The organism is Brevibacillus reuszeri, assembly GCF_001187725.1.
In the GTDB taxonomy this organism is placed as follows: domain Bacteria; phylum Bacillota; class Bacilli; order Brevibacillales; family Brevibacillaceae; genus Brevibacillus; species Brevibacillus reuszeri.
Genome location: NZ_LGIQ01000005.1, coordinates 897013 through 915651 on the forward strand (window position 1 = coordinate 897013; position 18639 = coordinate 915651).

The 18639-nt window shown below is 49.3% G+C and carries 16 protein-coding genes; 11 read left to right on the forward strand and 5 right to left on the reverse strand.

Annotation, left to right across the window (positions count from 1 at the left end; translation table 11 throughout):
* The first annotated feature begins 60 nt into the window (after positions 1 to 60).
* The 7 genes from ADS79_RS07875 to ADS79_RS07905 all read left to right on the forward strand — a co-directional run bounded on the left by ADS79_RS07875 (position 61) and on the right by ADS79_RS07905 (position 9231).
* The gene (locus ADS79_RS07875; RefSeq protein WP_049737850.1) at positions 61 to 1734 is read left to right on the forward strand and encodes a peptide ABC transporter substrate-binding protein; all 1674 of its coding nucleotides are present in this window, start codon (positions 61 to 63) and stop codon (positions 1732 to 1734) included.
* Between the two features lie 72 nt (positions 1735 to 1806).
* Positions 1807 to 3885, forward strand: coding sequence for a sigma-54 interaction domain-containing protein (locus ADS79_RS07880; protein WP_049737851.1), 2079 nt, complete (start codon positions 1807 to 1809; stop codon positions 3883 to 3885).
* Positions 3882 to 5315 carry a dipeptidase PepV gene (gene pepV, locus ADS79_RS07885; RefSeq protein WP_049737852.1) on the forward strand — a complete coding sequence of 478 codons (1434 nt, stop codon included), beginning with the start codon at positions 3882 to 3884 and terminating at the stop codon, positions 5313 to 5315. The genes ADS79_RS07880 and pepV overlap by 4 nt, the downstream gene beginning before the upstream one ends.
* Positions 5316 to 5331: 16 nt before the next feature.
* The gene (locus ADS79_RS07890) at positions 5332 to 6264 is read left to right on the forward strand and encodes an ABC transporter permease (protein WP_049737853.1); all 933 of its coding nucleotides are present in this window, start codon (positions 5332 to 5334) and stop codon (positions 6262 to 6264) included.
* A 9-nt stretch (positions 6265 to 6273) separates the two neighbouring features.
* Complete coding sequence (locus tag ADS79_RS07895) at positions 6274 to 7209, forward strand: ABC transporter permease (RefSeq protein WP_236699932.1); 936 nt, start codon at positions 6274 to 6276, stop codon at positions 7207 to 7209.
* A 58-nt stretch (positions 7210 to 7267) separates the two neighbouring features.
* Complete coding sequence (locus ADS79_RS07900; RefSeq protein WP_049737855.1) at positions 7268 to 8290, forward strand: ABC transporter ATP-binding protein; 1023 nt, start codon at positions 7268 to 7270, stop codon at positions 8288 to 8290.
* Positions 8287 to 9231 carry an ABC transporter ATP-binding protein gene (locus tag ADS79_RS07905; protein WP_049737856.1) on the forward strand — a complete coding sequence of 315 codons (945 nt, stop codon included), beginning with the start codon at positions 8287 to 8289 and terminating at the stop codon, positions 9229 to 9231. Before ADS79_RS07900 ends, ADS79_RS07905 begins: the two co-directional genes overlap by 4 nt.
* A 67-nt stretch (positions 9232 to 9298) precedes the next feature.
* Here the strand turns inward: ADS79_RS07905 and ADS79_RS07910 are convergent, their stop codons facing one another.
* From ADS79_RS07910 to ADS79_RS07920, 3 genes are all read right to left on the reverse strand, one after another.
* Complete coding sequence (locus ADS79_RS07910) at positions 9299 to 9955, reverse strand: aminoglycoside 6-adenylyltransferase (RefSeq protein WP_049737857.1); 657 nt, start codon at positions 9953 to 9955, stop codon at positions 9299 to 9301.
* A gap of 76 nt (positions 9956 to 10031) precedes the next feature.
* On the reverse strand, positions 10032 to 10409 hold the full coding sequence (locus ADS79_RS07915; RefSeq protein ID WP_049737858.1) for a DUF3899 domain-containing protein: 378 nt from the start codon (positions 10407 to 10409) through the stop codon (positions 10032 to 10034).
* 19 nt (positions 10410 to 10428) lie between these two features.
* On the reverse strand, positions 10429 to 11298 hold the full coding sequence (locus ADS79_RS07920) for a LysR family transcriptional regulator (RefSeq protein WP_049737859.1): 870 nt from the start codon (positions 11296 to 11298) through the stop codon (positions 10429 to 10431).
* Between the two features lie 127 nt (positions 11299 to 11425).
* Between ADS79_RS07920 and ADS79_RS07925 the strand changes: the two genes are divergently transcribed.
* Together ADS79_RS07925 and ADS79_RS07930 are read left to right on the forward strand one after the other, a co-directional pair.
* Positions 11426 to 12331 carry a PhzF family phenazine biosynthesis protein gene (locus ADS79_RS07925; RefSeq protein ID WP_049737860.1) on the forward strand — a complete coding sequence of 302 codons (906 nt, stop codon included), beginning with the start codon at positions 11426 to 11428 and terminating at the stop codon, positions 12329 to 12331.
* A 158-nt stretch (positions 12332 to 12489) separates the two neighbouring features.
* Complete coding sequence (locus ADS79_RS07930) at positions 12490 to 14058, forward strand: sensor histidine kinase (protein ID WP_049737861.1); 1569 nt, start codon at positions 12490 to 12492, stop codon at positions 14056 to 14058.
* Between the two features lie 72 nt (positions 14059 to 14130).
* On the opposite strand, the gene ADS79_RS07935 is transcribed toward ADS79_RS07930, so the two are convergent.
* Positions 14131 to 15186: a superoxide dismutase gene (locus tag ADS79_RS07935; protein ID WP_049737862.1), complete on the reverse strand. Its 1056-nt coding sequence runs from the start codon at positions 15184 to 15186 to the stop codon at positions 14131 to 14133.
* Between the two features lie 171 nt (positions 15187 to 15357).
* Between ADS79_RS07935 and racE the strand changes: the two genes are divergently transcribed.
* Both racE and ADS79_RS07945 read left to right on the forward strand, forming a co-directional pair.
* Positions 15358 to 16170 (forward strand): glutamate racemase, encoded by an 813-nt coding sequence (gene racE, locus ADS79_RS07940; protein ID WP_049737863.1) that lies wholly within the window; start codon positions 15358 to 15360, stop codon positions 16168 to 16170.
* 96 nt (positions 16171 to 16266) lie between these two features.
* The gene (locus ADS79_RS07945; RefSeq protein ID WP_049737864.1) at positions 16267 to 17328 is read left to right on the forward strand and encodes a GerMN domain-containing protein; all 1062 of its coding nucleotides are present in this window, start codon (positions 16267 to 16269) and stop codon (positions 17326 to 17328) included.
* Here ADS79_RS07945 and ADS79_RS07950 read toward each other — a convergent pair.
* Entirely contained in the window at positions 17325 to 18593 is a 1269-nt protein-coding gene (locus tag ADS79_RS07950; RefSeq protein ID WP_049737865.1) for an MFS transporter, read from the reverse strand. The two genes, ADS79_RS07945 and ADS79_RS07950, sit on opposite strands and share 4 nt — an antisense overlap.
* Positions 18594 to 18639 lie beyond the last annotated feature (46 nt).

Below are 18639 nucleotides of genomic sequence, written 5' to 3' on the forward strand. Positions count from 1 at the left end.
CTCATTCGGGAGCCGTTTATCTATAACCATTCCTTCACAAAGAAAAAGGGGGTCACATGAATGAAGTTGCAAAAAGGATGGAGGCTTCTCAGCACAGCTGCATTGGTAGCTGTACTGGCAGTGACTGGCTGTAGCCAACAGGCAGCGCCAACACAGCCAGGAGGCTCGGGAGGAGCTACAGGACAATCACCACAAACAGAGAGTGGACAAGCGGATATGACCGCGATGCTCAAGCTCAATTTGAAGACGGAACCACCTTCTCTTGATCCGCCAAAAGGCTTCGACAGTACTTCCAATGAGGTGCTGAATGCGACGATGGAAGGCTTGGCGCGTCTCGACAAGGATCACAAGCCGCAGCCTGCCATGGCAGAGAAGTGGACTGTAAGCGAAGATGGCAAGACGTATACCTTTACCTTGCGTGACAGCAAATGGTCCAATGGAGATGCGGTTACTGCTCAAGATTTCGAATTTGCCTTCAAGCGCATTCTTGATCCGAACAATGCATTCCCATCTGCGTTCCTCGCTTACTACATCGATGGTGCAGAGGAATACAACAACGGAAAAGGAAATGCCGATGGAGTCAAGGTAAAAGCGGTGGACGACAAGACATTGGAAGTACAGCTCAAATCACCTGCAGGCTTTTTCTTGCATATTCTCACGCAGCCAACTTTCTTCCCTGTGAACAAAAAGGTTGCTGAGAGCAATCCGAAGTGGTCTGAGAACGCTTCCACTCTCGTGACAAACGGTCCTTTCAAAATGGAGGATTGGGTACATGATCAATCTGTAAAAGTAGTGAAAAACGACGGATATTGGGATAAAGATTCCGTGAAGTATGCGGGAATTGACTGGGTCATGGTAAACGATGAAAATACCCAGTACCAAATGTATACAACCGGTCAGCTCGATATGGTGCAGACTGTTCCGAATGACATGAAAAAGAAGCTGATTGATTCGGGCGAGGCAAAAGTAGAATCCGAAGCATCGATCTACTACTATCGCATGAATACCAAAATGCCTCCATTCAATAACGTCAACATCCGCAAAGCGTTTGCACTGGCAATCGATCGCCAAACCCTGATCGACAACGTGGTACAGGGTAAACAGGCTCCTGCGCTCGCCCATGTACCGTTCGGCTTCCCTGAGCCGACTGGCGGAGATTTCCGTGAAAAAGGCGGAGATTTCATCAAGGACAACGATGTTGAACAAGCAAAAGCCCTGTTGAAAAAGGGAATGGAAGAAGAAGGCTGGACAACACTGCCGCCAGTAACCATGACCTATAATACTAGCGATGCTCACAAATCGGTTGCGCAGGTTCTGCAAGAGATGTACAAGAAAAACCTCGGTGTCGATGTAAAGCTGGAAAACAAGGAATGGAAAGTGTTCCTGGCAGATCAGCGCGCACGTAACCTGCAGTTCTCCCGTTCGACCATTCCAGCTGATTATGGCGATCCTGTCAACTATTTGGAGCTGTTCGTAACTGATCACCCAGGCAACCGGATCAACTACAGCAACCAAGAGTACGATGCACTGGTTGGAAAAATTCGCAACACTGCCGATGAAACCGAACGCTTCAAGTTGATGCATGATGCAGAGAAAATTTTCATGGATGACATGCCACTCGTGCCAATCTATTTTGCTACCAAAGTATTCATGGATCAGCCGAATGTAAAAGGAATTATTCGTCACCCAGTAGGAACACTCGACTACAAGTGGGTAGAAGTCGGTAAAAAATAGTAAGATAGACGAAGACAAGAGCTACGCTTCTTTGCAGCTCTTGTCTTCACTTTACATCCTGGAGCGAGTGAAATGGAGAAAAAAACAGTCACCTTTGTTGCAAAAATGGATGAGTTTTTGCAAAACGTTGTAAGTCAATGCCATGAACTGGGCGTTTCTGAAGATATCCATATTGAGGCGATCCGGGTCGATCAGCTGCCACTTCGATCGATCAGCCCGGGAGCGTTGGTAGTCATTTCGACCAATAGCATCATGCCACTTGTAGAGCCGTACGTACCGCAGAGCTCGAAGATAATTGTGGCGACACGGATGCTGCCGTACAACAATTTGCGCGGCGTTCTGGAAATTCCAAAAGGAGTCAAGGTGCTGCTCGTCAGCGACACCGAAGAGACGGCTTTTGAAAACGCTGAATTGCTGCGTGCATCGGGAATGGATTTTGACATTTACCCGTACTATCCGGGTGCAGATTATCCGGCAGATATCGAGATCGCAGTAACGCCGGGCGAGCCCGAGCATGTGCCTGCTCATATACGCAAGGTGGTCGATATCGGCTCGCGCAGCATTGATTTGTCTACGTGGCTTGCGATATACGCTCATTTTAACAGCGGCAATTTCCAAAGAGTGACAGCCCGTGCCATGCAATCCCTTGTGTACATCACCAAGCAATTGAGTAACGAAATCCAGCATGCTCACCTGCTCGGTAAATATTTGGAGTCTATCGTCAACCGAATCGAGGACGCAGTCATCGCCTTTGACGAAAAAGAGCTGATTCGGTTTGTCAATCAAAAAGCGATCGACACCCTAAATCTTGTAGAAAGCCAGGTAGTAGGAGCGAGTGCGGCGAGCTGCTTGCCGCCGGATTTCTATGAATGTATCCAGCAGTGCGAAGAAAATGAGGATATTTTGGTAGATTGGGCGAACAAAACCTTCTTTTTCCGCAAAATGCATATCGTCATGGAAGGCAGCTTTCTCGGAAGCCTGCTGTTGTTTCGCAAGGCGGCAGAAATTGAAAAGCTGGAGCATGACTATCGCATGCGCCTCTATAGCAAAGGGCTGGTAGCGAAATATCAGTTCGAAGATATATACGGAGAAAGCCCTTCGTTTCAAAAAGTGATCCAGATTGCCAGGAAGATTGCGAGGAGTAACTCCACTGTACTCTTGCTGGGAGAGACAGGGACAGGAAAGGAATTGCTCGCCCAGGCTATCCACAATGCCTCCCCGCGGAGGAGAGAGCCATTCGTAGGCGTCAACTTTGCAGCCATTTCCGAAACGCTGTTGGAAAGCGAGCTGTTTGGTTACGAAGAGGGTGCCTTTACAGGAGCAAGAAAAGGCGGGCATATGGGGTGGTTCGAGCTAGCCCACAAAGGCACGATTTTTCTCGACGAGATTGGAGATGCCAGTGGAGCGATTCAAAACCGACTGCTTCGCGTTCTGCAAGAGCGTCAAATCATGCGGGTAGGGGGCAATAAAGTCATTCCTACAGATATTCGCGTCATTGCAGCAACGAATCAGGATTTGCCACGCATGATCCGCGAAGGCTCCTTTCGCGCCGATTTATATTATCGCTTGAATATACTGCCGATCCATCTGCCTCCACTGCGCAGTCGCCGTGAAGACATCGGTTGGCTCATCCAGCAATTTGTGAAGAAGTATTCCTTTGACTTGCGGCGAGCTCCCTTTACGTTGACGAGTGAGGCGCTAAAGGCGATGGAGCAGTACGAGTGGCCTGGAAATATTCGTGAGCTGGAAAATGTCGTAGAGTATTTGGCTCATGTCGTAGAAGAAGAGGCGTATGTCTATCAGTTGCCGTTTCTTCGCGAAGCGCAGGATTCGCCATTGCCTACAGATGGTCTTGCGGACGAATGTGCTGCGAGCTATTCAGAGTTCGAGAAGCGTGGGTTTTTGGAGGAAATGGTCTTGATTCTTCAAAACCTGAAGCAAGGCGCTTCGGGCAGATACGTATTGCAGGAGCAGCTAGAGGAGACGGGGCTTGCAATGTCATCCCAGCAGCTTCGCTACCGGTTAAAGCTGCTGCAGCAGGAAGAACTGATTCATGTCGGGAAAGGAAGACAAGGGAGTCAGATTTCATCCAAGGGCGAAGCATTTCTGACCTATTTTCATGTGAAGAGAAATGGAGGCAAATTGACATGAGGGAGTACTGGGAGCAGCAGGCGCTTTTGCAAAAAGACGCATTCCTGGCAGATCTGAAATCGTTTCTTGCCATTAACAGCATCGAGGACATGTCGACAGCAGCAGCTGGAAAACCATTCGGCGAAGGGGTCGCACAGGCTTTGGAAGCAATGCTTGATCGCGGTGTTCATGACGGTTTTCAAACAAAAAATCTCGAGGGGTATGCAGGTACGATCTCCTATGGTGAGGGTGACGACGAGATTGGTGTCCTGGTTCATGTTGACGTCGTAACCGTTGGAGAAGGCTGGATTACTCCTCCCTTTGAACCGAGCATTCGGGACGGGAAAATCTATGCGCGTGGAGCAATTGACGACAAAGGCCCAGCGCTGGCTGCCTATTATGCCTTGAAAATGGTAAAAGACTCCAGTCTGCCACTACAAAAACGAGTTCGCCTCATCATCGGAACGGATGAGGAAAGTGGATGGCTCTGTATGAAATATTTTGCCGAGCATGATCAAGTTCCACAGGTCGGCTTCTCACCAGATTCCTCTTTTCCGATGACGCATGCTGAAAAAGGACAAATCAATCCGACGCTGACAATACCTCATCATGTGCCTCTAGGCAATCCAAAAGGCTTGCGTTTGGTATCGTTCATCTCAGGTGATCAGGGGAATAGTGTTCCGGACAAAGCGATTGCCGTGATTGACTTCGATCATGACGCAAAGGATGAAGCAACCTTTCAGGAGATTGCAGGGGGATGGGCGGAGTTTCTTCGCTTGCATCAAGCGACGGGCAATCTGAAGCAAACGGAAGCTGGGCAGCTGCACTTTTCGATAGCGGGCAAGCCTGCACATGGGATGGAGCCATTCCGAGGAGTGAATGCCGGAACACTGCTCGCTTTGTTTTTGAAAACGCTCTCGTTCGAAGCTTCTGAGTATTCGTTTCTTTCGCTTCTCTCAGACATTTTGCACGAGGATCACTACGGGGAATATTTGCACATGGCATGTGAGGACGAGGTGTCTGGCAAGCTGACGGTCAACGCAGGGATACTACGTTACAACCAGCAAGAGGGAGGCAGTGTCCGCCTGAACATCCGCTACCCAGCCACCATTTCCTGTCCGGAATACGTTGAAAAGCTGGAACGGCGGGTGGACGAGCTGGGCTGGACGATCTCCAATCTGCGCACCTCCAAATCGCATTATGTACCAAAGGATCATCCAGTTATTCAAACATTGTCTCGCGTCTATGAGGAGCATACTGGTATGACTGCCCATCTGCTATCCTCGGGCGGTGCTACTTACGCGAAAATCATGAATGCTGGTGTTGCTTTTGGACCGCTTTTCCCAGGAAAAGAATCCACCGCTCATTTGGCGAATGAGTACGCCGAAATCGATGATCTGCTGAAGGCGATGGCTATTTATGCCGATGCGATCTACCAACTGGCGAAATAAAACGAGGAGGACTTCGATGTCGAACTATCTAGTAAAACGCGTTTTGATGATGATCGTCACGCTCTGGATCATTGTGACGCTGACGTTTTCCTTGATGCATGCGATCCCGGGCAACCCGTTTGCCTCTGAATCGGATCAGCTTCCAGAGCAAATTCTCAACAACCTGCGAGCCAAATACAATCTGGATCAGCCTTTGCCTGTGCAATACGTGCTTTATTTGAAAAATTTGCTGATGCTTGATTTGGGTCCGTCCATTAAATCCGATTCGCGCGGGGTCAATGACATGATCTCCGATGGCTTTGGCGCTTCTGCTTGGCTTGGGGCGCAAGCGATTAGTATTGCTCTCATATTTGGCATTCTGTTCGGAATTATTGCTGCACTCAACCGTAACAAGTGGCTGGATTATGTGGCAATGGCGCTCGCTGTCATGGGTGTTGCGATACCGAGCTTCATCATGGCACCTCTCCTGATTAACTATCTTGCAATCAAGGTTAAGATTTTTCCAGTTGCGACATGGGGAACGTGGATGCATACAATTCTGCCGTCGCTTGCTCTTGCTTTTGGACCAGTCGCAGTCATTACGCGATACATGCGTGCGAGCATGATTGAGGTCATGAATCAAAACTACATCCGTACAGCGGAGGCAAAAGGGATTCCGATGTGGATCATCGTCATTCGCCACGGTATTCGCAATGCGATTTTGCCAGTCGTTACCTTTCTGGGACCACTGATTGCTTCTTTGATTACAGGAACCTTTGTCGTGGAGAAAATCTTCGCCATCCCGGGTATCGGGAAGTACTTCGTAGATGGCATTTTCAACCGCGACTATCCGGTGATTTTGGGGACAACGATCTTTTATAGTGCGATTTTGATCGTCACGATCTTTTTGATCGATATCGCGTACACCCTGATTGACCCACGAATCAAGCTGACCAATAAGGAGAGATAACCATTGGCAATGGAACAAAGAATAGACCCGTTATTTCGCCCTTTGGCCAAAAACACGCAGGCCAATGTCATCTCACGGCCGAGTCTTAGCAATGCGCAGCAAGTAATTCGCAAGCTGATCAAAAACAAATTGGCGATGCTAGGACTGATCATCATCGTATTGCTGGTGGGCATGGCGATCATCGGACCGAGCATGGTTCCGTATAGCTATTCAGATCAGAGCTTGTTGACCAAAAACCAGGAAACTTCCTCGGAGCATTGGTTTGGTACCGATGAGCTTGGACGCGACATGTTTGCCCGTACATGGTATGGAGCGAGGATTTCACTCACGATTGGTGTCGTAGCAGCGCTCATCGACCTGGTGATCGGGGTTACAGTCGGAGGTATTGCTGGCTACATGGCAGGGCGTGGCAAGCGCGGTGATCGCATCGATACGATTATCATGCGTGTAATTGAAGTGCTGTATGGGCTTCCATACCTGTTGGTTGTCATTTTGCTGATGGTAGTCATGGAGCCAGGAATGCTTACGATTATCATCGCTTTGTCTGCGACTGGCTGGACCGGGATGGCGCGTCTAGTGCGTGGGCAAATTTTGCAGCTGAAGAACCAGGAATTTATTTTGGCAGCTCAAGTACTGGGAGCCAAATTTACACGCATTTTATTGAAGCATTTGATTCCGAATACGATTGGCGTCATTATCGTGAATCTGACCTTTACGATTCCCTCTGCGATCTTTGCCGAGTCGTTCCTGAGCTTCTTGGGGCTGGGTGTACAAGCACCTGTAGCGAGCTGGGGTACGATGACAAACGATGGCCTTGGTGTTATTTTGACAGGCGATTGGTGGCGTCTGTTTTTCCCTGCCTTGATGATTTCATTGACGATGTTTGCCTTCAACGTATTTGGTGACGGCTTACAGGATGCACTGGACCCGCGACTGCGTGATTAAAGGCTCCTTGTGAAAGGCGAGGAAACAAGAGTGACGAGAGACGGGGGGAGAAATGACGATGAAGCAGCATTTGCTAGAAATCGATGATTTAAAGGTGAATTTCAAGACGTACGGTGGCGAAGTCCAGGCTGTACGGGGCGTTTCCTTCCATGTAGACAAAGGGGAAACGGTCGCGATCGTGGGAGAGAGTGGCTGTGGCAAGAGTGTGACGGCTCAGGCGATAATGGGGCTCATCCCTAATCCCCCGGGGAGAATTATTGGAGGCAAGGTCGTTTTCGAAGGAAAAGAGATCACGCATTTGCCGAAGAAGGAACTGCTTGGCATTCGGGGGACGCAGATCGGGATGGTCTTCCAAGACCCGATGACAGCACTGAATCCGACGATGAAGGTAGGAACCCAGATTGTAGAAGGCTTTGTTCGCAGTCAAAAGGTGACGAGAGAAGAAGCGCGAAAACGGGCGATTGAAATGCTCGGACTGGTCGGTATACCGGACCCGGAAAAACGGATCGATCAATATCCACACCAATTCAGCGGAGGAATGCGTCAGCGTGTCGTTATCGCTATCGCACTCGCTTGTCAGCCAAAGCTGGTTATCGCAGATGAACCGACGACAGCACTCGATGTAACCATCCAGGCGCAAATTCTTGACCTGTTGAAGCGACTGCAGGAAGAGCAGGAGCTGTCTGTTGTCATCATTACCCATGACTTGGGAGTGGTAGCAGAGGTTGCTCACCGCATGGTTGTCATGTACGCAGGAATGGTCGTAGAGACGGGAACCGTCGAAGATGTGTTTGCCAATCCTCGTCATCCGTACACATGGGGATTGATGCGTTCACTGCCACGTTTGGATGAGGGTGAAAAGCAGCGCTTGATACCGATTGAAGGAAGTCCGCCAGACTTGTTCCAACCGCCAAAGGGCTGCCCGTTTGCCGCTCGTTGTGATTTTGCCATGGAAGTATGCGATCAACAAATGCCAGTAACGAGTGAGTTTGCAGAGGGGCATCAGGCAGCATGCTGGCTGCACGACCCGCGGGCGCCACGTATCGAAGAGCTGGTTGCAGCAGGGAGGCAAGGAGTATGACGCAGGCACTTGTGGAAGTACGTAACTTGAAAAAGTACTTTTCGATTGGACAAGAGTTTGACCTCAAAGCGGTAGATGGTGTTTCCTTTACGATCAATAAGGGGGAAACGCTTGGACTGGTAGGGGAGAGCGGATGCGGGAAATCCACGCTTGGACGTACGATCATCAGACTCTATGAGAATACAGACGGCGAAGTTTTGTTTAAAGGGAAGAATGTGCACAAGCTGCGCGGCAAGGAAATCGGTCAGTTTAATCGGGATGTGCAGATGATATTTCAAGACCCGCAGGCGAGTCTGAACCCGCGGATGACGGTGGAGGATATCATTGCTGAAGGGCTGGATATTCACGGTCTAAACCGGGGAATGCGCCGGGAGCGTGTGGCGGAGCTGTTACAGCTGGTAGGATTGCATCGTGATCACGCGCAGCGCTTCCCACATGAATTCAGTGGTGGTCAGAGGCAGCGGATCGGGATCGCAAGAGCGCTGGCTGTCGAGCCAGAGTTTATCATTGCTGATGAGCCGATATCTGCGCTTGATGTTTCCATTCAGGCACAAGTTGTAAATCTGCTGGAGGACCTGCAGCAAGATCGGGGACTGACCTATTTGTTCATCGCCCACGATCTGTCTATGGTGAAGCATATTTCGAATCGCATCGGTGTGATGTATTTAGGCAAAATGGTGGAGCTGGCTACAAGCAAGGAGCTGTATGCTCGTCCGCTTCATCCGTATACGCAGGCACTGCTTTCCTCTGTTCCAGTACCGGACCCGACTGTAAAACGGGAGAGAATCGTACTCCAGGGTGATTTGCCTAGCCCAGCGAACAAGCCGAGTGGTTGTGGCTTTCGAACTCGTTGCCCATTGGCGACGGCTCGCTGTGCGGAAGAGGAGCCAGTATGGCAGGAGGCAGAGGCGGGGCACTGGGTTGCTTGTCATCTGATTTAAGGCAATCGTTCTTTTGTGCATGTGAAAAGACGTTCCGAAGCCGGAACGTCTTTTTGGCGTTACTCGTTTACGCCCATTGCTTATGTATGCTTTCCGTATACGTGCTGATGGCTTGGTCATAATCAGGATATTCATATCCGAGGCCATTGGCAACCGCTTTGGAGTATTTTCGAAACAATGCATAGCAAGTGAATAAAGACTGCCACATGCGTGGATAGCTGCTTCCAGAGTACGTAGATACATACCAAAATTCATTACAGCAATCATCAAACTCTCTTGCCGTAGGCTTTTTTATCCAATACTGACGATCGCTCGCAATCACTTCAGCTTCGATGCGACTATCCTTATCCAGCAAGACCTCAACCAGACCATCACTATCAGCAAAATAATCGTTTACCTCATTGATCAGAATCAGCGTCAGATCCAATTTGTTGCCATCCTCAAAAAGAATCAGATAGGAAAACCAATTTCCTAACTCTGATGGAAACAGCTCCATATCCTCAGGCTTTTGCATCATGATCCGCTTCCCGAATTGGTCGAGCCAGTGATCATTTTCCTTGAAGGAATCCATATCGGTGACGAAATAAGAAAGATCATAATCCTGAAATGCGTCGGGGGAAATGTTTTTATTTGTCCGAGATCCTTCCAGAGTGGCCAGGCGGATTCGATCATCCTTCGCAGCAAAATCTATAATCATCTTCATCATTTCATGCTCTGTTCTCAACGCGAGGAACCCTCCCTATCGGTGGTGCGGATGTTTATAGTAGGCCTCTATAAAGTGTGTAAGTCTCGCAATCTGCTTAGATATAGTAGAAGCAGGTAAGAATCAGAGAGAATAAAATCAGACAGGCTCCTATTGTCAAAAGTAGATACGTTCCAAACCGTGCGATTGTTTCCTTTTTTTGTTCAAAAGCAGGATCGTTTGATTGGAACATATCATTCTCGATCATGCGGGGCTTGCGGAAGAACATGCCTTTCAGCTGTTTGAAGCCACGCAAGAAGACGACAAAGAAACCGGAACGAACAACAAGGGCAAGGCATCCGACCATCAAAAAGAACAGACCCAATAAAAAGCTTTGATTAATGATGGATAACAAATGAGTAGGTTGCAGAGTCATTCCGAGGAGTAGGCTGCTAATAACAGCCAATGCGAGTAGGAGAGTTATCCATTTTTTCACGTACAAAACACTTCCTTATTTATAAAGTAGGAGCGATACGCTCGGCTTCTCGCATAAAAGCGAGCACTGCGGGTGAGGCTTTCGCCAGAGAAGGTACAGCTAATCCAATGTGACGGGTCACGGTTGGGGAAAGCTCTACGACTGCTACCTTGGGTAAGGAGGCTGGAAGGGTAAGCGCAGGTATGACAGTCACACCGACGCCTGCTTCTACCATAGCCAGGATCGTAGCGTTGTCTGCTACCTCAAATGCAGTCTGAGGCTCTAAGCCATTCTTTTGAAACGCGCTGCCAACCAATCGGTCACAGCCCGCCATAGGCATGATGAAGGGTTCATCTGCTAACTGCTCCAATGTCACCAGGGACTTTGTAGCGAGTGGATGGTGAGCTGGCAGTACAGCATGCAGGTTGTCGCTAATCAGCAAGGTTACTTCCAATCCTGCTTCGGGCCAGGGATGAAAACCCACATCAACCACGCCAGTTTGCAGCCATTGTTTAATTTCCTGATAGGAGCCTTCGAATAGCCGTGTCTCCATCTGTGGATACAACTTATGAATGGATTTTAGCAGAGCAGGCAAAAAGCTTTTGGTTATGCTGGGAAAGGAACCGATGCGGATTGTAGCTTGGTGAATGCCGGCAGCTTGGGCAGCGATTCTCTTGATAGCCGCGGTCTGTTCTAAAATGATTCGTGCACTCGCGTCTACCTGCACCCCGGCTGCTGTCAGCTTGACGCCGCTGCGACTTCGTGTGAACAGGCTGATACCCAGCTCCTTTTCCAACGCATGGATGGTATGACTGACTCCTGATTGGCTCAAGCCGATTTTTTCACCTGCACGGGTGAAGCTGCCACTATCACTGACTGCAACTAGTACCTCCATTTGAAACAAAGTCATTCGATTTCTTCCTTCCATGAAGTTTTATTCATGTTATGTATGCAAAACCTTCAGTTTACTTGGAATCTTCTTGTACTTATGATGAAGAGCAAGAAAGATTCCATCCGTTCATGAAGGAGAGAATACAATGAATGCTTTGAAGGTATACCATGTAGACGCATTTACGAAGAAACCGTTTGCTGGAAATCCAGCAGGTGTCATCCCAGATGCAAGTACTTTGACTTTACCGCAAATGCAGCAAATTGCCAATGAGCTGAACCTGCCTGAATCCGCATTTTTGCTGCCGTCTTCGCATCCAGAGGCAGATTATCGCATCCGCTATTTCTCACCGACTGTCGAGATCGATTTTTGTGGGCATGCAACAGTTGCCTCAACATGGGTATTGGCTACCGAGTTTGGTTGGCTGGAAAAAGGAAATCGACTCGTATTCGAAACCAATGTGGGTTTGATTCCCGTTGAGCTTGAAGCGCAGGATGGTCAACTGCAACGGGTAAAGATGACGCAGATCACTCCCTCCGTCAAGGAAATAGATTTGAATCTTGAAGAAGTAGCGAGGATGGTGGGGATACGCATAGATGATATCGATGCTCGTTATCCCATGAAGCTGGCCTCTACGGGAGGGCTGCATCTGCTTGTCCCCGTGCAAACAAAAGAGGCGATTAATCAAGCAGTACCCTCCCTGGCTGAGCTGGCTACAATGAACCAGGAGCATGGTATCACGACTACACATTTGTTCACCTGGGATGCCCCAGATGGCTACAATCTGTATACGCGTGACTTTGCACCTGCTATCGGGATTCCGGAAGATCCGGTGACAGGTGCTGCCAACGGGGCGCTAGCCGGGTATCTGGCCATAGAGAATTTGCTCCCTGCAGGTGAAGAGCATCACCTCGTGATCGGACAAGGTCACGCCATTAATCGACCGGGCACGCTTTACATTACAATCGATACATCGGCACAAGACCCGGTTATTCGTGTTGCCGGTGAGGCGCATATAACGATTGCAGGAGAAATACGTTTGCCGTTGGAATAAAGCAACGAGCCAGTCCCCCTTGAGACCGAAACAGGCAGGTCTTGCGGGGGATTTTCCTTTTTTGCCATTTAACGTATTCAGGACGGGATTCTCATGGGAAAATATACGAATTTTTACGTTATAATAGGGACAGGTAGAAGCAGAGAGAGGGAATGCAGGTGGAACATCTTAGTGGTTCACACGACTCGGCACTCGTAGTATTATCGTATATCGTTGCAGTTGTGTCTTCCTACACGGTTCTTGACTTGGTTGGGAGAATCAGCACGATTACAGGAGAAAGACGATGGTTATGGATTTCGTTTGGAGCAGTTGCCATGGGAATGGGGATCTGGTCGATGCATTTTGTTGGCATGCTCGCTTTTTCTCTGCCAGTTCCTGTGGCGTATGATCTGGTCATTGTGTTTCTCTCGGTTGTCGTAGCCATCATTGCATCCTTTATCGCACTGCATGTGGTCTGTCAGAGGCATGTTTCGTCGCTCCAATTGCTTGGAAGTGGTCTATTGCTTGCTGCTGGTATTGCCTCGATGCATTACATCGGCATGTCCGCGATGCTCATTAACATTACATATGATCCGCTCTATTTTTCTCTCTCCATCGTAAATGCGATTGTGGCTTCTCTGGCTGCACTGTGGCTGGCGTTTTATTTTCGCAAAGGGGAAACGAAGGGGGCGGTATGGAGAAAGCTCGCTAGCGGGCTGGTCATGGGAGCGGCAATCACAGGCATGCATTATATGGGCATGATGGCTGCTCATTTTACGCCCCTGGAAAAGGCAGCTCTGTCTTCTGGAAAAATACTCAATCAAGAATGGCTTGCCTATCTGATTGCGGCGGGTACCTTGATGACATTGGGGCTATCACTGCTCGGTATCGTGATCTCCAATCGCTTTTCTAATAAAGATTCGGAGATTGAAGCAAAGACGAACGAAATATATCTCATGAATCAGGAATTGCGTGAGCTGAACGAGAATTTGGAACAGCTGGTGAAAGAAAGAACGGCTCAGCTGGAGAAAGCGCATGATGACGCAATCCAGGCGAATCAGGTCAAAAGCCAGTTTTTAGCCAATATGAGTCATGAGCTGCGTACTCCTCTCAATGCGATCATCGGGTACAGCGAAATGCTGATGGAAGATGCAGAAGAGCTGGGAGAGCTTGTCTTCCTAGAAGATTTGGAGAAAATCAACAAGGCGGGAAAGCATTTGCTCTCGCTTATCAATGATATTTTGGATATATCCAAGATTGAAGCGGGGAAGATGGACGTTTTCTACGAAAGCTGCGATTTACCCGCATTAATAGCTGACGTACAAAATACGATATCGCCCCTGATCGAACGAAATGGGAATCAGTTGGTTACGTCAAGTGTGGAGGGGCAGATTCATACGGATATTATGAAGCTGCGTCAAATCTTGATGAACCTGCTCAGTAACGCAAGTAAATTTACGAAAGACGGAACGGTCTATTTTGATTGTTATCCGCAGTCTCGTGAAAATAAGTCGGGCTACTGCTTTCGGATTCGGGATACAGGCATCGGCATGACACCGGTACAAATGGACAAGCTGTTCCAGCCTTTTATGCAAGCAGACTCATCAACCACGCGCAAGTACGGAGGGACAGGTCTGGGACTTGCCATCAGCAAGAATTTTTGCCTCTTGATGGGCGGGCTGATCGAGGTTGAGAGCGAGCTTGGAGCAGGGAGCACGTTTACTGTCTGGTTGCCTGATCAGAACTAGGAAACACAAATTCACCCCCCCTCCCCGAACGTAGGGATAATCGAGGGGGTGCTTACTTATTCCCGAGGCTGATCAATGGGGTTCCCAACGCAGCTTGCGTGCTTGCGCAAATCGTTCCTGAACATAAGGCCAATTGACGATGTTCCACCAGCCCTCTACGTATTTATCGCGCTGGTTTTGATACAAAAGAAAATAAGCATGCTCCCACACATCGAGAACAAGCAGCGGAATGATGTCCCACTGGGAGAGGTTTTGATGCTTTTCGGCGGTGAGAATCTCCAGATGCTGGGCGCGAGGGGACCAGACGAGAATTGCCCAACCTGGCCCTTCCACTTTTTCAGCTGCCTGGCTAAATTGGTTTTGAAAAGCTGCAAAGGAACCGAAATATCGCGTGATTGCCTCGGCCAGCTCACCAGATGGCTCGCCTCCACCATTTGGACTCATGGAAGGCCAGAAAATCGTATGCAAGTAGTGACCGGCTCCATTAAAAGCCAGCTCGCGCGTCCAGTGCCGGATCAAATCAAAATTACCGCTGTTGCGTGCATCAGCCAGCTTTCGTTCTGCAGTATTGAGATCATCCACATACTTTTGATGCAGCTTGTCGTGATGGATGTGCATGGTAGCTTCGTCGATATAGGGCTCTAGCGCATTGTAGGCATAGGGCAAGGGTGGTAGGGTATGTCGACCGACCGCGACTGGCCTGGCGACACGTACGGGCTCACGTGCAGACGGATAGGTGACCGGTGTGGGAACGGTGATGACTGCGTCAGTAACGGGCTCAGCAATCGCCTCTGGCTGCTGGATGATGGGTGCCGATTGGACCGGGAGGGCCTCGGAGGCAGTGGTTGTCTCTTCGGGAAGCTCCTCCTCATGTAATTGGGCCAGTCTCAGGAAGTGATGGAATTGTTTCTGCACCTCTTCTGCTTTGGACAGAAGGGCGGGGAGTTCTTCTTGATGATTATTTGCATCAAGTAAAGAAGCCTTTCTTCCGATTTGGGTGAACGTCTCCTCGAATTTGTGCAAGTGCCGTTCCAACTCGCGACCCAGCGGCTTGCTTTTTCTCAGATGCTCGATCCATTGGCGGCCCCACTGGCTCCAATCCAGTAAATGTTTTGTTTGCTCATCCAATTTAGGTCCCTCCTTCTTACGGGCAAATCTCCTCTACAATCTATGACAGGAGCCCAGAGAAGGTGCGGCATTCGCGGAGTACAAGAAATTTAAGCACCGCATATGGTAGTAGCACAAATGCCATAGTGGTATGCTGTACTATATTCAATACAACAGGGGAGACACATTTGCATGAGTAAAGAATATGCGATAGCCGTAATTGATTCAGGAGTGGGAGGATTAACCGTAGCCAAGGAAGTTATGCGACAGCTGCCCGAGGAACGGATCTTATATGTAGGTGATAACGCACGTTGTCCGTACGGCTCCAAGTCACCGGAGGAGATTCGCGCTTTCAGTTTTCAAATGATTGACTTTGTTCGACAAACACCACTAAAAGCATTGGTCATTGCCTGCAATACAGCAACTGCCGTCGTCTTGGAAGAAGCGATGGCCTATTTACCGTTACCCGTAATTGGCGTAATCGAACCAGGGGCACGTGCAGCTGTTCAGGCTACGAAAAGTGGACGAATCGGAGTGATTGGCACCGAAACTACGATTCGAACCAAAGCGTATGAGCGTGCCTTGCTGCGTGCCCAGCCAGATCTGTTTGTGGCGGGCTTGGCTTGTCCTGATTTTGTTCCGCTTGTAGAAAATCATCTGGCGAGCTCGCAAAAAGCGCGGGAAGTGGTGAAGGAGACGTTGAAGCCCTTGATTCGCGAAGAGCTCGATACCTTGATTTTGGGCTGTACGCACTACCCACTTTTGGCACCTGTTATCCAGGAGGTCATGGGAGATCAGGTGCGCTTGATCAATTCAGCAGAAGAGACAGCGCGTGAGTTGTCTACGCAAATTGCTTCGGACCCGCAGGGTGGCCAGCTCGTTTTGCCGGAGCATCTGTTCATTACCAGTGGCGATCCGCATCGCTTCCGTTCTATTGCAGAAGAGTGGCTGGATTGCCAAGTCGAGGTACAGCATCACTCTCTGGAAAAATCAGTAGAAGCATAACTTTCAACCAACAGCCGTCAGACAAACTTTCAACGCATAAACCCAAGCCCTGCTCGTATACATGGTAGTACAAAGTGTCTGGAGGAGGCTGGGGAAATGAAGAAAAGACACATAGGCAAAGTGACGGCAGTGCTGGGGGTCAGCGCCATGCTGTTATCGGGCTGCGGTCTCTTTGGCCCGGAAAAAGAAACCATCAGTATTGATGCGCCACCACAGTCGGAGGTAGTTGTAGGGATTGATAATGGAACTCCGACTACTGGTACAGCAACAGGAGGAACAGAAGGGACGGGGCCTGCAGTCCAAGCGACCTCAGAACAAACGCTGTATCTCTTGGATGCGAATGGATATGTGGTACCCGTTTCGTTGGTTCTTCCCAAAGTGGAAGGCCCTGCCAAGCAAGTATTGAGCTACATGGTGAAGGGTGGACCCGTAGAAGGAATGTTGCAAGGCGGATTCTCCGCAGTATTGCCGCAGGGCACCGAGGTCAAAGGACTTCTCATCAAAAACGGAGTCGCAACAGTCGATTTTTCCAAAGAATTTAAAACCTATGATGCAAAAGATGAAAAGCGGATTTTGGACGCTGTTACTCGTGCAATGACAGAGTTCAGCACGGTAAAAACAGTACAAATCTGGGTGAACGGAACCCCGTTGACCGAGATGCCTGCGGCGAATACGCCAATTACCCAGCTTGATCGAAATCACGGGGTCAATCTGGAGCTCGCGGATGGCGCTATCCCTGGAAACACCTCGTCAGTAACGGTTTATTTCCAGGGACAGCTGGATGATGCGCGTACGTATTATGTGCCTGTCACTCGACTAGTTCCTGAAACTGCAGACGTAGCGAAGGCGACAGTGGAGGAATTGATCAAGGGTCCAAAGCAAGGCTCCCAATTGTTCAGCTCACTGCTCCGGACTACACGTGTACTGGATGTCAAGCAAGAGAAGGAAATGATTACCGTCAACCTGAGCAGTGATATCCTCAAGTACGATGACGGAAAAGATGCCAGTCCGGAAGCCTTGCAGTCTCTCGTGCTTTCCCTGACAGAGAGTACAGGCGCCAAGAAGGTGCAGCTCCTGGTCGAGGGCAAGCCGCTAGCTAGCGGAGACTACACAAAGCCTGTCAGTCGTCCAATCCAGCTCAATTCGATGCAATTTTAATTTGTGAAGGTCTCTGTACCACGCCCGTCCCCTCGAGCGTGGTTTTTTGCTTGCTTCCCTTTTGCTGTTTTCCAGATGAATCGTCCAATTAGAATCGAGGAGAGAGTCACAAAAACTCCGGCGACAAACCCGACAATTCGCGGCTCGGCGACAGTAAGCACCCAACCGCCAGTCAGCATGGATAAACCGATGAGAACATTGGAGAGAGTCATCTCCAGCGCGAACACTCTTCCGTGGTAGCGAGAGGTGACATGACGCATCAAGAGTGTATTCAGACACGCGTTGCCCATGCCGCCTGCGATCGTAGAAAGTGCGTAGAAAAGCGCTGTGACATAAATAGTGGGGGAGAAACTGGTCAATAAAAAGGCAAATCCCTCGATAGCAAGGCCAACAGAAGCAACCTCATACGGATAGCGCTGAAGTCGCTGGGCAATCAGTCCACCAACGATAAAGCCGAGTCCGATAGCCCCGTACAAGAGACCGATCCCCATTTTCCCTGCATCAAAAACTTGATAAGCATATACACTGATCAAAACGTTTATGATTCCACCACCGATCGGCCAAAGCGTCGTTAAGAGCAAAATCGCATACACAATCGGTGTCTTTTGAATAAACCGCAGGACATTCTTGTAAGTGGCAGCCTGTTCTAGTGATTCGCCCTCACTGTCTGATTCCTGGTGCTCCTGCTGCTTGGAAACGGTCAGTCTGACGAGCAAAAGGGCAGAAGCAAGAAAAGAAAGGGAGTTGTACAGAAAGGCGATTTCACTGCCCCACAAGGCAATAAATACGCCGCCAACCAGTGAGCCGATAGCCATGACGATGCCAAATACACTCTGATCAAGGGCGTTTGCTGCTGCCAGTTCATCTCGGGAAACGATTTGTGGCAAAAGAGACAGACGGGACGGATTGTACATGGCTGAGAAGGCAACGAGTAAAAAAGTTCCCGTATACACAATCCACAAATCAGCTTCATGGGCGACGAGCAGAAAAGACAGGGCGATGAGCGCGCGGGCCAAATCACACACAATTAGCACTGTTTTCCGGTTAAAACGGTCGGCTACCAGTCCGCCAATAGGACCAAAAAGCAGATGCGGCAAAGTTCGCAGAGCGAGCGTAATCCCGACGGCCATAGCAGTGCCAGTAATTTCGAGCAGCAAGCTGAGAACAGCTACGCTGTTGAACCAATCGCCTATCCCACTCAGCAAGTTTGCAGAGAGCAGCCTGCGCAAATTCGGTTTTCGAAGCAGTGGATACAAGTACGCCATAAATAAATCCCCTTTTAATTGGTTAACAATCTAATTAGATAATATT